Source organism: Providencia sp. PROV076, from assembly GCF_028483405.1.
Taxonomy (GTDB): Bacteria; Pseudomonadota; Gammaproteobacteria; order Enterobacterales; family Enterobacteriaceae; genus Providencia; species Providencia huaxiensis.
Map to the genome: position 1 here is coordinate 18,511 of NZ_JAMPRR010000031.1, position 15,019 is coordinate 33,529.

Here is a 15,019-nt window from a genome sequence, read left to right on the forward strand (position 1 = left end):
ACTAACTTAATATCTTAACTGCCCCATCCTAGACAGACTCACATTAAATTAACAAGAAATTAACTATTTTTTATTGCATAAATAGAATCCATATCACAAATGTTAAAATTTAAACTAAAATTCACAATCAGATGTTTAACTGTCCCGCCTAAAAAAATAAAACGTAACCACATGTAAAATATAACAATTAAATAAACACTAATTTAATTGAAATTATTAAAACTTAAAAAACTCGATATGTTTCACATTTCCTTCAGAAACCACACTTAACAATGTTGCACAAAGTTGCAACATTAAGATAATGTGGTGTAACTTTTTTGATTAAAATGACTCGTGACCTAGAGGAATTAAGATGAGTAGCACTACAACTATGGGTGTGAGACTTGATGAAGCAACTCGTGAACGCATTAAAAATGCCGCTCAGCGTCTTGACCGCACATCACATTGGCTTATCAAACAAGCTATTTATAATTACCTAGAACAACTCGATAATGGCCAAGCCTTTCCAGAGCTATCACCCGGTATCGATGTAAAAGAAAATCAAACTTCTGATGAAGACACCACTGTTGAATCTAACTATCAACCATTCTTAGATTTCGCAGAGCACATTTTACCACAATCTGTAAAACGCTCTGCAATTACTTCTGCTTACCGAATTCCTGAAACACAAGCTGTGCCAATGTTATTGCAACAAGCACAACTCCCTACAGAACAAGCTGAAGCCGCTCATAAATTAGCGTATTCAATCGCTGAAAAACTGCGTAATCAAAAAAATGGCATCGGCCGTTCAGGCTTAGTTCAAGGTCTACTTCAAGAATTTTCACTTTCATCTCAAGAAGGTGTCGCATTAATGTGTCTCGCAGAGGCCTTATTGCGCATTCCTGATAAAGCAACGCGAGATGCGCTTATCCGTGACAAAATTAGCAATGGGAATTGGCAATCACACCTTGGCCAAAGTAGCTCAATGTTTGTCAATGCCGCAACTTGGGGATTGCTGTTTACGGGTAAGCTAGTTTCTACACATAATGAAGCAAAACTATCAACCTCACTTAATCGCATCATCAGTAAAAGTGGTGAGCCACTAGTGCGCAAAGGCGTTGATATGGCAATGCGCCTTATGGGAGAGCAATTCGTCACTGGCGAAACTATCTCCCAAGCACTCGCTAACGCACGCAAACTCGAAGATAAAGGCTTCCGATATTCTTACGATATGCTAGGGGAAGCCGCATTAACGGAAAAAGATGCGCAAGATTACATGGTGTCTTACCAGCAGGCTATCCATGCTATTGGTAAAGCATCAAATGGCCGCGGTATCTACGAAGGCCCGGGTATTTCAATTAAGCTATCGGCACTGCATCCACGTTATAGCCGTGCACAATACTCTCGCGTGATGGAAGAGCTTTATCCACGCCTGTTATCCCTCGTATTACAAGCACATCAATACGATGTGGGGATTAATATTGACGCCGAAGAAGCTGACCGCTTAGAAATCTCTTTAGATTTGCTAGAAAAACTCTGCTTTGAACCACAACTTGCGGGTTGGAATGGGATAGGCTTTGTTATCCAGGCTTACCAAAAACGCTGCCCATTTGTGATTGATTCAATTATAAATTTGGCTGAACGCAGCCAACGTCGTTTAATGATCCGCTTAGTAAAAGGTGCTTATTGGGACAGTGAAATCAAGCGCGCTCAAATGGATGGACTAGAAGGTTACCCAGTTTATACGCGTAAAGTGTATACTGACGTTTCTTATATTGCCTGTGCGCGAAAACTCCTATCGGTTCCCAATTTAATTTACCCACAATTTGCAACGCACAACGCACACACCCTCTCAGCTATCTACCAAATTGCAGGTAAAAATTATTACCCTGGCCAGTACGAATTCCAATGTCTACATGGAATGGGCGAGCCACTTTATGAGCAAGTTGTTGGTAAAGTCGCTGATGGCAAACTAAACCGCCCTTGCCGTATTTATGCACCTGTTGGTACACACGAAACTTTATTAGCCTATTTAGTGCGTCGATTATTAGAAAATGGCGCAAATACTTCATTTGTAAACCGTATCGCTGATGCCACTATTCCTCTCGATGAATTAGTTGCCGACCCAGTCAAAGATGTTTTAGAACTGTCAAAAACTGAAGGGCAAATTGGCTTACCGCATCCAAAAATTCCATTACCACGTGATCTGTACGGCCTAGAACGTGTGAATTCAATGGGGCTTGACCTATCAAACGAACATCGACTGGCTTCGTTATCAAGTGCCCTACTGAGTGCGGCTATGCAGCAAAAAATCGCAGAACCACTGTTAGGGGGGGATTTCCAAGCTTCGCAAGCGTTACCTGAAGCGACACCGATTACTAACCCGGCTTGTCATAAAGATATTGTCGGCCACGTTCGCGAAACAACAGAACAAGAAGCTGAACATGCATTAAATACGGCTAACGATGCAGGTACTATCTGGTTTGCAACCCCGCCTTCTGAACGAGCTGCTATCTTATTACGTGCGGCGGATCTCATGGAACAACAGCTACAGCCGCTGTTAGATATTTTAGTGCGTGAGGCAGGTAAAACCTACAACAATGCGATTGCAGAGGTTAGGGAAGCGGTAGATTTTCTTAACTACTATGCAACCCAAGTCAAAAATGATTTTGATAATAATACGCACCGTCCTTTAGGGCCTGTGGTCTGTATTAGCCCATGGAACTTCCCATTAGCAATATTTTCAGGACAAATTGCTGCCGCTCTCGCAGCAGGTAACACCGTACTCGCGAAACCGGCTGAACAAACACCATTAATCGGTGCTATCGCGGTATCTATTTTGCATCAAGCGGGTATTCCTCGCGATGTACTGCAATTTTTACCGGGTAAAGGTGAAACCATTGGTGCCCAACTCGTTGGCGACACTCGTGTTCGAGGGGTCATGTTTACTGGGTCAACAGAAGTCGCAGGGTTACTTCAACGTAATATTGCAGGACGCCTAGATGCACAAGGCCGCCCTACCCCTCTGATTGCAGAAACTGGCGGGTTAAATGCAATGATAGTTGATTCTTCTGCACTCACAGAACAAGTTGTCACTGATGTTGTCGCATCTGCATTTGATAGTGCGGGTCAGCGTTGTTCGGCACTGCGCATTCTATGTATCCAAGAAGATGTCGCAGATAGAACCATTCGTATGTTAAAAGGTGCAATGGAAGAGTGCCGCATGGGGAATCCAGAGCATTTATCAACCGATATTGGCCCTGTGATTGACCGTGAAGCAAAAGAGAATATCGATCAACATATTCAGAAAATGCGCAGTAAAGGGAAATCTGTTTTCCAAGCTGCATTTGAAAACCATGATGATCAGCAAGAACAAATGGAAGGAACCTATGTTAAGCCGACATTAATAGAACTTGATGATGTAAGTGAACTGAAAAAAGAGATCTTTGGCCCTGTTCTTCACGTTGTGCGTTTTAAACGAGATGAGCTAGAAGCACTCGTTGAACAAATTAACGCTGCAGGTTATGGGCTGACATTGGGTGTCCACACTCGTATCGATGAAACTATCAACCAAGTCGTTTCAAAAGCTAAAGTTGGCAATCTGTACGTAAACCGAAATATGGTTGGTGCCGTTGTTGGCGTGCAACCTTTTGGTGGTGAAGGTTTATCCGGGACTGGTCCTAAAGCAGGTGGTCCATTATATCTTTACCGTTTATTAAGCGAACGCCCAGATAATGCTGTTTCAAATACTTTAGAGCGACAAGATAGCTATTTACCTATGGATGCAAGTGCCAGAACTATTTTACTTGAGCCATTTGAAGCACTTACACAATGGTCTGAAAAACAAAACTCGGCTATTTCGCCTTCCGTAATTGAGCTATTTACACGCCATAGTCAAACAGGAACCACCCGTGTATTACCGGGTCCAACGGGAGAAAGAAATACCTATACCTTGCGCCCTCGTGGTTTGATTTTATGCCTTAGTGATAATGAACAAGATTGTTTAACCCAGCTAACCGCTGTACTTTCTGCGGGTTGTCAGGTGTTATGGCCAGATAGTGAGCTCCATCAGAAGCTGTTCAAATCACTGCCTGAAAAAGTGAGAAAAACCATATCGCTAACTAAAAACTGGATAGAAACTAAAGAGCCAATCGAAGGCGTTATTTATCATGGTGATAGCGATCAGCTAAAAGAGGTTTGCGCGGTAGTTGCACAACGTAAAGGGCCAATTATTTCAGTACAAGGCTTCGAACGCGGTGAAATTAATCTTCTGACTGAACGCTTACTTCATGAACGTTCACTGAGTGTCAATACCGCTGCAGCAGGCGGTAATGCTAGCTTAATGACAATAGGATAATAAACAAAAAGCCTGACCTCGTTATCTACGATGGTCAGGCCATATATCACAGTATCTTTGTTTAAAAATATATTTGTTTAAAAATACATTTATCTCATAACAACAACAGTCATCGTTCCTATCAGATAAATGCTATCCCAGATACCTGCACGCTAAAAACATAAAAGGTGCCCATGAGGACACCATTGCTTAAAAACAACAATGAAAATAGCGATACTTATTTTCAATATGTCATTCTAATTATTGCGTTTTTCTGATTCCCAGAATAAATACTGTTCATATTTACGTAATGCAATATTGTAATTACTAAATGCAGAATCTGTCATTTTCTCACTTAACTCATCTTGAACTTTACTTGCAGTAAATTCTTTCATAGAAAAATTAGAGGACGATAACAGTTCGTCTAAACGGCGTAAGCGAACAACATATTCACGAACAGTACTATGGCTCATCTCAGTCTGTAAGAATAAATACTGTTTAAATGACATAATATCAAAATAATCAGTATTGCTATTGCAATAAATTTCACTACAAAAACGACAAAGTGCAGTAAATTTATCTTGCAGCTCCCCCCAGGCACCTTCATCGACCAATTCAGTCATATCAGCGATAGCTTCTTTATTTAAGATGTCATCGTTGAAAACTAAAGAGATGCGATCAAGAGTCTTGTGACAATGTGCACAATGAGTTTGGCTGTGTTTAAAATCTTTGATGTAACGACTCAGAGGCCGTTTCTTTACAATAGAAGCAGACATAATGGTAAAGCCCTGTGTGTAAGTCTAAATATAAAATTGTAACCAAATACATCAGGCTACATACATTGTATGCCCATAGCATTAATATAATATCTGCTATGTTGCATGGCGATATGGTGAACCCATATCATATATTCTTACTTTACCTTTAGTGAATTGATCACACTAAAAATGTACAGTAAGAAAAGTTATTACCCTTTGTTAAACACATTCTAACCCGTCTCTCGCTCTTTGGCGAATTTCTACGGTGAGTCAATTTTGGTATGAATTTGAGTTAGCGTCAACAAAATTAACTTAGTTGTCGTTAACTCTGTACACCTATCATTAACCATTAGTTAAGCGATACTGACATATTAGTTCGCTTAAAAACAAAGACTCTACCTGATAATTTCATCTGCGTACAAAGAAAATTTAATTTAAAAATCAAACTTATACTGATACAAAGGTTTTATTCTTAAATTTGTGAAGTAGCTCACTTTTCACATCTATAATTGCATCTTAAATGAACAGCCATTAATTCTGTAAATATTTCATAGTGAAAACGTATCATTCGACCGTAAATATTTTGTTACAAATAAACGATTTTTTAATACATTTAATTTCATATAAAAAATGTTATTTCGATATTAAAACGCTGATACGGGCACTCAATATAGGTAAATCCACGTATTAAACATAATTCTATGGTGATGGCTGAAGCATAATTATTGCCAAAAAATATGTTTATTAAATTAAGAGACCGTAACGCCACCTATCCTTCTTTTGCAAACTCGCCTTTAACTTTTTTCTCTCTAACTTCAATTACGTTATCCACCAATCACTCTAAATATACGTATAGCAGTCAAAGAGATACCATAACCGCATGATAAAAAAAGATTTACCTAAACCCATGAAGTTATATAGTGAGAATGCCTACAAATAAAATACGATAGCCTAATCAAATTAAAATTTAATTAGCTAGCTAAAATATTATTTTAGGATTTGTCACGTTTGATATTAAAAACATCTCTTATATACTCAATTCGCTATATAAATAAATAATTTTAATAAGGTTGATTATGAAAAAGTTAATTTTAGCTTGTGGTATGGGGTTATTGGCACTGACAATCACTGCTTGTTCGGAAGAAGAGAAAAAAGGCGAAGTTGCTGGTGCAACTGAAACTTGTAATGCTTACTTCGCTGAAGTTGATAGCTTAATTGCTAAAGCTTCAGAAAACCCGCAAGCAAAAGCTCAGCTAGATGCAATGAAAGGTCAGCTGGAAGAAGGTAAAAAACAAGTTGCTGCACTACCTAAAGATCAACAAGATAAAGCTTGCCAACAAGGTATTGATGCAATGAAACAGATGAAAACTGCTTTAGGTCTGTAATAAGCCCTATTCTTTTTATTCTGTAAGATCAAAAAGAGCCATTGTCATTATGGCTCTTTTTATTTTTTGAATATTAATGAGTTACAGTAAATATTAAATAACCCACACTAGATACCTAACAAAACAGATAAGAGGTTATTGGACCTCCCCCCTTTTAACCCTATTTTATAACCAAGTTCCAAAACGTTTGATATAAAATTGCTTCATCAGCTGAGCGACAACACAATAGCTCACTAATGTAAGTGCTAGCCATGGGAAATATTCTATTGGTAACGGTTGTAATCCTATCATTTCACCAAATGAAGAAAATGGAATATATAACCCAAGAGCCATAATTAACCCCGTTGTTAGCATAACAGGTAGTGCAGCAGTACTTTGTATAAACGGTATTTTTTGTGTTCTTAACATATGAACAACTAGCGTCTGTGAAAGTAACCCTTCAACAAACCAACCCGATTGGAACAACGCTTCATGAGCAACACTATTCGCTTGGAACACGTACCACATTAGTGCGAAAGTCGTAATATCAAAGATAGATGATGTTGGCCCAATCCAAATCATAAAGCGACCGATATTTTTTGCATCCCATTTGCGGGGGCGCTTTAAAAACTCTTTATCCATTTTATCCCATGGCAATGCAAGCTGGGAAATATCATACAGCAAGTTTTGAACGAGCAAATGAATGGCTAGCATCGGTAGGAAGGGAATAAATGCGCTCGCAATTAATACAGAAAATACGTTACCGAAGTTAGAGCTCGCGGTCATGTTTAAGTATTTAATAATATTACCAAAAGTCTCTCGTCCTTTAATCACCCCTTGCTCTAATACCATCAAATCTTTTTCAAGTAGGATAATATCCGCAGACTCCTTAGCAATATCCGTCCCTGTATCAACTGAAATTCCCACATCAGCATCACGTAACGCAGGCGCATCATTGATCCCATCACCAAGAAAACCAACCGTATGTCCATTAGCTTGTAACCGTTTTAAAATACGGGATTTTTGCAGCGGTGTTAATTTACAGAAAACTGAAACCTGTTCAACTTTTTGGCTCAACTCTTCGTCTGTCAGCTCCTCAACCTCTAAGCCGGTCATGATTTCACTGATATTTAAACCAACATCATGACAAATTTTTTCAGTAATAATCGCATTATCACCCGTCAACACCTTAACCATCACACCATTTTCACGTAGTGCAGCAATAGCTGAAATTGCACTTTCTTTTGCAGGGTCAAGGAAAGTTAAAATGCCTTGTAATTCTAACTGATACTCAGCTTGAGCCGAAAGCGGTAAGCTGGCTTCCGCCTTATTCAAATGACGAGTAGCGAGTAACAATACACGAAATCCCTGTCTGTTATAGTCACTCACTAGCTCAGTAATTTTTGTTCTTGCTTGGTCATCCAGTAAATGAAGCTCACCATCTTGTTGGTAACTTTGGCAAACAGCTAACATTTCCTCAGCCGCTCCCTTACAAATAAGTAGGGCTTCACCTTCCGGTGTTCTCACAGTTACTGACAATTTGCGTCGAATAAAATCAAAGGGCAATTCATCAATTTTTTGGAATGCTTTTAGCTGCTCAACTTCACTGTTACCTCTACCTCGACGGATAATAGCCTGATCCATCATGTTCTTAGCACCACTTTGGTGAAAGCTGTTTAGCCAGGCTAATTGCAAAATTTTACTATTTTTCTGCCCATTACTATCTAAATAATGTTCTAAAATAATACGATCTTGCGTTAATGTTCCCGTTTTGTCCGTACACAGCACATCCATCGCACCAAAGTTTTGTATCGCATTTAACCTTTTGACAATCACCTTGTGTTTCGACATGGCGATTGCCCCTTTGGCTAAGTTTGAGCTTACAATCATCGGTAACATTTCGGGCGTTAGCCCCACGGCAACAGCCAGTGAGAATAATGTCGCTTCGAACCAATCTCCTTTTGTAAACCCATTGATAAGCAATACAATTGGTACCATGACTAACATAAAACGGATCAATAACCAACTGACACTATTCACACCACGATCAAACGATGTTTGCGCACGGCTTCCCACAATCGATTTGGCCAGTGAGCCTAAATAGGTTTTTCCGCCCGTTGCTACTACAATTCCACGCGCTGTACCACTGGTAACATTGGTTCCCATTAAGCAGATATTTGAAATTTCTAACAATTCATTTTCTGTTGGCGATACAGGTTCTAAACTTTTAGCTGAAACATCACCCAATGTGTCATATTTTTCTACAGGTATTGATTCCCCTGTTAGAATGGCTTGGCTGATAAACAAGTCTCTTGATTCAACAAGTTTTAGGTCAGCAGGAACCATATCTCCTGCGGATAACAACACAATATCCCCAGGGACTAGGCATTTAATTGGTACCTCTTTTCGAACAGAACGCCCCGTTTTATTATCACGCCGAAATACAGTCGCTGTCGTACGAACTAAGGATTTCAAGGCTTCTGCGGCTTTATTGGTTCGATACTCTTGCCAAAAACGTAAAAATCCACTCAATAAAACCATCGTGACGATAATAATCACCCCGGTTAAATCTGTTTCTTCGCCTTGACGTTTGGGAATAACATAATCCGTAAAAAAGCTCACAATGGCTAATATAATCAGTACGAATATGAATGGATTTTTAAAAGAAGAGATCAATTGTTTCCATGCTGGAGGGGCTTTTTCATGAGCAACTTCATTTTCGCCTTCAGTAACAAGGCGATCCATTGCCTCATTCTCTGGTAAGCCTAATAAATTTGTTTGATATTCATTGAGCACTTGCTCAATGTTTTTACTCGCTTGTTCGCCAACAATAAATTTTTGGCGTGCAGCCGCTTTGACGCTTTTGCGCGGTTCTCTTATTTCAGTCATAACGTTGTCTCGAATACAACACTCGTGATTTTTACGCTATCCAACTGAAATAAAATTAAATTATTATCAGTAGGATAGCTCCAATTTATATCTCCATGACGGAGGGTGGTCGTCCATTTCAGCTCCTATAGTGAGTTAATTTAAAGTCATCAGGCAGGTAGCTCTGATGCCACTTTCCAATTGATAGCACTAACACTTTGCTCAAGACTTATTCTGCATACCAATGCTTCAATTTCTTTTTGCTCGGCAGGTGTCGCGAGAAATTCAGCACACACTTCCAGCTGTTCAGGTTTCAATGTGTCTGCACTGCTTAACGATCGCAACCGAATATGTAATCCGTTAATTGCTTGTAAAATAAGTGTTCTTACTAAGATTTCATCCGTTTGATGGCACATGACACGAATTTTATAACGTTGTTCTACATCGAGTGCTTGCTGTTGTGGTTGCTTATTAATTCGTGAAGCGGCTTCTCTTAACAAAATATTGGCGCATAAAATTAATAACGTCGCCATCAATGCCAGAGAGTATTGCCCTAATCCACATAAAACACCGATCCCCGCAGAACACCAAAGTGTTGCCGCAGTGTTTAGCCCTCGGATGTTCATGCCTTCACGCATGATTACTCCCGCCCCAAGGAAACCAATTCCAGACACCACTTGAGCGGCAATACGCCCGGGACTATCTGGTGATGTCGTTACAGAACTTAAAATAAACACGGCTGCGCCAGTTGCAACCAGTGCATTCGTTCTCAAACCCGCCATTCGTTGACGCCATTGGCGCTCAGCACCAATTAATGCACCAAAACACATAGCAGACAGTAAATTTAAAATATCAGGGGAAAAAAGCATGATAATCCCTCCAAAAATAACTTGGATAATGATTTATATGCTTAATAAAAAGCATATAGCTATATTTTGAGTAAAATAAATTACTCAAAAACCATTAGCTATTGCCTGGAGGAAATAGAGAATAAATATATACCAACATGATACACACTCAATACAGCTATAATACGCTATTTAATTAAATACAATTATAAGGGAGTAGTGTGATGAGGAAACATCAGATACCGCCCGCCGTCGTGGCAAGCAGCAAAAAGAAAAGAAGATTACTGGCTTGCCATTAAATTAAGTTTTTATTCCAACTCTGACTGTCCAAGTAATAATCTCCTAAGTAAAAGATGGGAGGAGTATAAGTGGGGAAAATTATTAAGTAAAGAACAAAGTGTCCATTAAATTGAAACTTATCTTTCAACTGGCGTAACAAAAATCCCTTCATCACCTTCTTTTTCATTAAAGAACCAAATACCTTCAGGGTAATCAGGTAATGCAATTAAATACATTATCCCTTCATTAAAAGGTTCTATAAGTAAAATAGTACCTTCTCGGCGCTCTTCTCCGTCTGTTTTTACATAAACACGGTCATTAATATTCATAACACTCTTTTCCCAACAAAATAAGTTAACCATAAATGTAGCGCATACGAAAAAGCCCGTCATTAAAAATGACGGGCTTTAGAAAATCAGTTAAGCAATTAGCTTAGATAGCAGTTACGTTAGCAGCTGCTGGGCCTTTTGCACCGTTTTCAATGGTGAATTCAACTTGCTGACCTTCAGCCAGAGTTTTGAAACCATTGCCCTGAATGGCAGAGAAGTGGACGAAAACGTCTTTGCTACCATCAGCTGGAGTGATGAAACCGAAGCCTTTAGACTCGTTGAACCACTTAACTTGACCTTTCATTTTGTCGGACATTTGACTTTTCCTATATAACATCAAAAAAACTTGCCTTTTGGCATATACGGGCCAGAGTCAACTATTTAATCAGGGAAACACCAAGATGAAGCGTCACGGTCAAAGGCTATCTGTGATAACTTTTTTCTTTAGAACACACTAACTCAGTAATCATACATCAAATAGGACTGCTAAACAGGCCGATACTCATTAACTCATGACTTAAAGATAATAGCAACTATTTTATACGAGCAAACCTGAAAAATATGCCGTTTTTTCGATTACATCACTTTTATCGACTATAACGTTAACAAAATCGTTGCATTTAGTTGATAATTTAAAGAAAACTTTAATTTAAAAAGCCAGCAACTCACTCTATGTCAGTAAGAATTATCTGATACGATGACAATCTGTGTAAATATTTTTTTTAACTGATATATAACAATCTCAATTGCTCGTGATACCCTCCTAGTATAGATATCTGACAGAGAGTTATACACATGGATATTATCAAACAAATACTCGTCGAAGATTTGGATACCATCAATAAACGTGAAAACCGTGATGGGAAACCTTATTTTAATAGCCAATTTCTTGCCAATCACCCTTATTTATGTGTCGGCATGGTTGCAGCTTATGTCCCTCTTGCCATTATTCTTTGGTATGCCCCTTATTTTGGCCCTTATTGGGCTCTGGGTATCACCATCCTCTTTATTGTGTTAGCCAGTGTGCTACTTTTTGACATTAAGCCTGTTTATCATTTTGAAGATATTGGTGTGCTAGATTTACGTGTTTGTTATAACGGGGAATGGTTTGTCACTGAACCAGTTTCTGATAATGCAATAAGCAAAATTATTGATTCACAAGATGTTAGCCCTGCTATCAAACAAGAAATATCACGTTTAATTGCTTTAAAGGGAATGATTTCATTTTATGATATCTATCACGTCGCTTACCCTGAAGTTTCTCCGCAATTATCTGGCACGCTTGCGGCTCAAAATTAATTCAATATCAATTAACTAGAGTAAAACTTCATCATAATGTGCAGTGAATGAACAGTTAGATATTTTTTCTGTTTTTATGATTGACAGCCTGAGATGATATCGTTAATATTCGCCTCGTTCTCAGGAACAAGCAATTCCTCCATAGTTCAGTCGGTAGAACGGCGGACTGTTAATCCGTATGTCGCTGGTTCAAGTCCAGCTGGAGGAGCCAAATTTAAAAAGCCCGCTTAATGCGGGCTTTTTGCTATCTGTATCTATCTGAAAATTTTACTTATTAATATTGCTCTGCTTACTACTCTTATTGTGTTTCCAAAGCAGATACTAAGCACCTACCATAAAAATAAAACGTTATTCTTTCTCTAGAAAAAATTGTTTAATCGTCTGGCGCAGCCATTGATGCGCAGGGTCTCTGTCCAACCTTGGATGCCATGCTTGCACGATAAATATCGATTCTAACTCCAAGGGAAGTTCAATCTCAACCAACGGCAAATTAACACTCTTTACCCCTTGCAGCACATGACGAGGGAGCGGCAAAATATAATCAGAGTTCATTGTTAGCATCATGGCTGAATGAAAGCTAGGTAAGGTCAACACAACATTGCGTTGTAATTGAAGGTCGCGTAATGCGTCATCAATTGGCCCAAGCGTACGCCCTCTGCGTGATACGCTGATATGCGGGAAATGTGTTAAACTTTCAGGCGTCACCTGCCCGATAATCGGGTGCCCTGGGCGAACTAGTGCCTGAAAAGTGCTGGTGAATAAGCTCTGAGCCTTAATTTCAGGGTGCCAATCTCGGGAAGAACCGATAACCAAATCTACCTTACCACTACGCAAAGAATCATCTTCTGTATCGCTTTCTGCGATAAAAACTAAACGGCTTTGTGGAGCGAGTTCCCTCAGCTTTTCTAATAACCCGCCTCCTAAAGCACCAATAAAAATATCATTCGCACGAATAACAAATGTTCTTTCTAATGTTTTTGGATTGAGTAATTCGTCAGGATCAATTAGCGCTTCTGCTTGAGCAATAATATGGCTAAGTTGTTCTTTTAGTTCTAATGCTCTCGGTGTTGGTACTAATTTACGCCCCGCCCTGACGAGGATCGGGTCATTAAATTGCTCACGAATTCGCCCTAAAATTCGGCTCATAGCGGGAGCACTTAAATTCATTTTTTCGGCTGCCCCTCCTACACTCCCCTCTTCCAATAATAAATTCAACGCATAAATCAAATTGAAATCAATTTTTTGTGGCATTTATCCTCCTCGCCCCTTTGCAGCCCTCCTTATTAGTGGATTGCGTTTTATGCAATAATTTAATTACATCATTTCATTTTAAACAATTTAATAAAGTTTAGATACTACTGCTGAAAAATGACAGAACAAATTTTTAAATAGCAGGAGTTTGAAATGGTTGATGCGTCTATCACGCAGCCCAAAAAAAACAAATGGATAGCCAGCGCGAGTGAGATCAGTGGTCGCACATGGATGGGGCTATTTGGTGTTTTTTTAGCGGTAATGGCGAGTGGCGTGGGAGAAAACGCCAGTAAATTCGCTCTAGGCGATATTCAGGGCGCAATGGCATTAAATATTGATACTGGCAGTTGGTTAATCACTTGTTATGTAACCGGTTTTGTAATTGGTTCAGGATTTACGCCTTGCTTTTGGCCGACATTCTCACTACGTCGTGTGGCTCTTGTTATGTGCTCTATTTATCTGATTGGCGGGTTAATTACACCATGGCTTGGAGACCATTATGCCCTTCTATTGACAATACGTAGTTTACAAGGCTTTGCTGGCGGCGCTCTCCCACCGATGTTAATGACGGTAGTGCTGCGTTTTATGCCTCCGCTTATTAAAGTTTTAGGTTTAGGGGCTTATGGCTGGGTTTCTGCCTGGAGTGCTACTTTTGGTGCCACTGCAGCCGCTTTTGCCTTCCACTGGGGATGGAGTGGATATTTTTATTGGAATTTGCCTCTTATGGCGATAGCCACCATCTGCATTGGCTTTGGTTTGCCGCAAGACCCTTTACGCTTAGAACGACTCAAACAGTTTAACTGGCGAGGTTTACTTCTGGGTGGAAGTGCACTTGCCATGCTCACTGTGGGAATTTCTCAAGGGGAACGCCTTGATTGGTTAAATTCATCATTAATTTATGTTTTATTAATTGGTGGCCTTGGCCTATTAGCCCTGTTTTTGATAAACGAGTGGTATCACCCATTACCCTTTTTCAATTTACAGTTACTTGGCAAACGAAACCTGTCGTTCTCATTAATCACCCTGGGTGGTGTGTTGTTGATTATGGTTTCTTTGGTGAATATTACCTCTGGCTATTTATCGGCTATTCAAGGGTATCGCCTAGAACAAACCTCAGACATGATGCTATGGGTATCACTTCCACAACTCATTACGCTCCCTATCATTGCCATTATTTGTAATACCCCAAAAGTTGATTGCCGTTGGGTACTCGCCATGAGTTTACTTTTGATGGCAGCCGCTTGTGTTCTCGCATCGCAGCTGACTCCTGATTGGAATGGCGACAACTTTAGAATGATTTCCCTCTTGCAAGCCGTAGCACAACCCATGGCCGTCATTCCGCTGTTGATGATGGCAACAGGTGGGTTATTGCCCACTGATGGCCCCTTTGCTGCGGCTTGGTTTAATGCCGTTAAAGGTTTTGCGGCAACGGCTGCTGGGGGAGCAATCGCCCTGTTAAGCCGCCAGCGAGGCGATTTCCATTCGGGCGTGATTGCTGACAGCTACGGCAGTACTTATCGCGATACTGCCACAAACTCTATCGGTGAACTCACTAAACTCGCCTCAAACCAAGGGCATGTTTTAGCTAGCTCAGACCTATATTTGCTAGTTTCTGGTTTGGCACTGTTATTAACCGGGCTAATTTTAGTGATGCCGACTCGTATTTACCCACCGCGGTCTGTTGCCGCTGCTTAGTTATTGATTATCA

At 39.9% G+C, this 15,019-nt stretch carries 10 protein-coding genes and 1 tRNA gene; 5 read left to right on the forward strand and 6 right to left on the reverse strand.

Annotated features, from left to right (window positions below):
• Positions 1–352 precede the first annotated feature (352 nt).
• Positions 353–4,336 carry a trifunctional transcriptional regulator/proline dehydrogenase/L-glutamate gamma-semialdehyde dehydrogenase gene (gene putA / locus PSF67_RS17895; RefSeq protein ID WP_272677401.1) on the forward strand — a complete coding sequence of 1,328 codons (3,984 nt, stop codon included), beginning with the start codon at positions 353–355 and terminating at the stop codon, positions 4,334–4,336.
• Between the two features lie 236 nt (positions 4,337–4,572).
• Here putA and fliZ read toward each other — a convergent pair whose 3' ends face one another.
• A complete protein-coding gene (gene fliZ / locus PSF67_RS17900) occupies positions 4,573–5,091 on the reverse strand; it encodes a flagella biosynthesis regulatory protein FliZ (RefSeq protein WP_102139567.1) in 519 nt (172 codons plus the stop codon).
• Between the two features lie 1,058 nt (positions 5,092–6,149).
• Between fliZ and PSF67_RS17905 the strand changes: the two genes are divergently transcribed.
• Positions 6,150–6,458: a DUF5339 domain-containing protein gene (locus PSF67_RS17905; RefSeq protein WP_102139566.1), complete on the forward strand. Its 309-nt coding sequence runs from the start codon at positions 6,150–6,152 to the stop codon at positions 6,456–6,458.
• A 165-nt stretch (positions 6,459–6,623) separates the two neighbouring features.
• On the opposite strand, the gene mgtA is transcribed toward PSF67_RS17905, so the two are convergent.
• The 4 genes from mgtA to cspE form a co-directional block, all read right to left on the reverse strand.
• The gene (gene mgtA / locus PSF67_RS17910) at positions 6,624–9,326 is read right to left on the reverse strand and encodes a magnesium-translocating P-type ATPase (protein WP_272677402.1); all 2,703 of its coding nucleotides are present in this window, start codon (positions 9,324–9,326) and stop codon (positions 6,624–6,626) included.
• A gap of 149 nt (positions 9,327–9,475) precedes the next feature.
• Positions 9,476–10,174: an MgtC family protein gene (locus tag PSF67_RS17915; protein WP_042847948.1), complete on the reverse strand. Its 699-nt coding sequence runs from the start codon at positions 10,172–10,174 to the stop codon at positions 9,476–9,478.
• Positions 10,175–10,569: 395 nt separating this feature from the next.
• Entirely contained in the window at positions 10,570–10,761 is a 192-nt protein-coding gene (gene dsrB / locus PSF67_RS17920) for a protein DsrB (protein WP_181489861.1), read from the reverse strand.
• Between the two features lie 103 nt (positions 10,762–10,864).
• Positions 10,865–11,077: a transcription antiterminator/RNA stability regulator CspE gene (gene cspE, locus PSF67_RS17925; protein WP_004909801.1), complete on the reverse strand. Its 213-nt coding sequence runs from the start codon at positions 11,075–11,077 to the stop codon at positions 10,865–10,867.
• Between the two features lie 479 nt (positions 11,078–11,556).
• Between cspE and PSF67_RS17930 the strand changes: the two genes are divergently transcribed.
• Entirely contained in the window at positions 11,557–12,060 is a 504-nt protein-coding gene (locus PSF67_RS17930; RefSeq protein ID WP_206276187.1) for a YlaC family protein, read from the forward strand.
• Positions 12,061–12,195: 135 nt separating this feature from the next.
• Positions 12,196–12,271 (forward strand) — tRNA-Asn (locus tag PSF67_RS17935).
• A 137-nt stretch (positions 12,272–12,408) separates the two neighbouring features.
• Here PSF67_RS17935 and PSF67_RS17940 read toward each other — a convergent pair.
• Positions 12,409–13,311 carry a LysR family transcriptional regulator gene (locus PSF67_RS17940; protein ID WP_272677404.1) on the reverse strand — a complete coding sequence of 301 codons (903 nt, stop codon included), beginning with the start codon at positions 13,309–13,311 and terminating at the stop codon, positions 12,409–12,411.
• A 153-nt stretch (positions 13,312–13,464) separates the two neighbouring features.
• On the opposite strand from PSF67_RS17940, the gene PSF67_RS17945 reads away from it, so the two are divergent.
• Positions 13,465–15,006 carry an MFS transporter gene (locus tag PSF67_RS17945; RefSeq protein WP_102139561.1) on the forward strand — a complete coding sequence of 514 codons (1,542 nt, stop codon included), beginning with the start codon at positions 13,465–13,467 and terminating at the stop codon, positions 15,004–15,006.
• Positions 15,007–15,019: the final 13 nt, after the last annotated feature.

Excerpts from the sequence above, each read along its gene's own strand:
- cspE (WP_004909801.1), bottom strand. The coding sequence starts at position 11,077 with ATGTCCGACAAAATGAAAGGTCAAGTTAAGTGGTTCAACGAGTCTAAA.
- putA (WP_272677401.1), top strand. The coding sequence starts at position 353 with ATGAGTAGCACTACAACTATGGGTGTGAGACTTGATGAAGCAACTCGT.
- fliZ (WP_102139567.1), bottom strand. The coding sequence starts at position 5,091 with ATGTCTGCTTCTATTGTAAAGAAACGGCCTCTGAGTCGTTACATCAAA.
- mgtA (WP_272677402.1), bottom strand. The coding sequence starts at position 9,326 with ATGACTGAAATAAGAGAACCGCGCAAAAGCGTCAAAGCGGCTGCACGC.
- PSF67_RS17940 (WP_272677404.1), bottom strand. The coding sequence starts at position 13,311 with ATGCCACAAAAAATTGATTTCAATTTGATTTATGCGTTGAATTTATTA.
- PSF67_RS17905 (WP_102139566.1), top strand. The coding sequence starts at position 6,150 with ATGAAAAAGTTAATTTTAGCTTGTGGTATGGGGTTATTGGCACTGACA.
- PSF67_RS17945 (WP_102139561.1), top strand. The coding sequence starts at position 13,465 with ATGGTTGATGCGTCTATCACGCAGCCCAAAAAAAACAAATGGATAGCC.
- PSF67_RS17930 (WP_206276187.1), top strand. The coding sequence starts at position 11,557 with ATGGATATTATCAAACAAATACTCGTCGAAGATTTGGATACCATCAAT.
- PSF67_RS17915 (WP_042847948.1), bottom strand. The coding sequence starts at position 10,174 with ATGCTTTTTTCCCCTGATATTTTAAATTTACTGTCTGCTATGTGTTTT.
- dsrB (WP_181489861.1), bottom strand. The coding sequence starts at position 10,761 with ATGAATATTAATGACCGTGTTTATGTAAAAACAGACGGAGAAGAGCGC.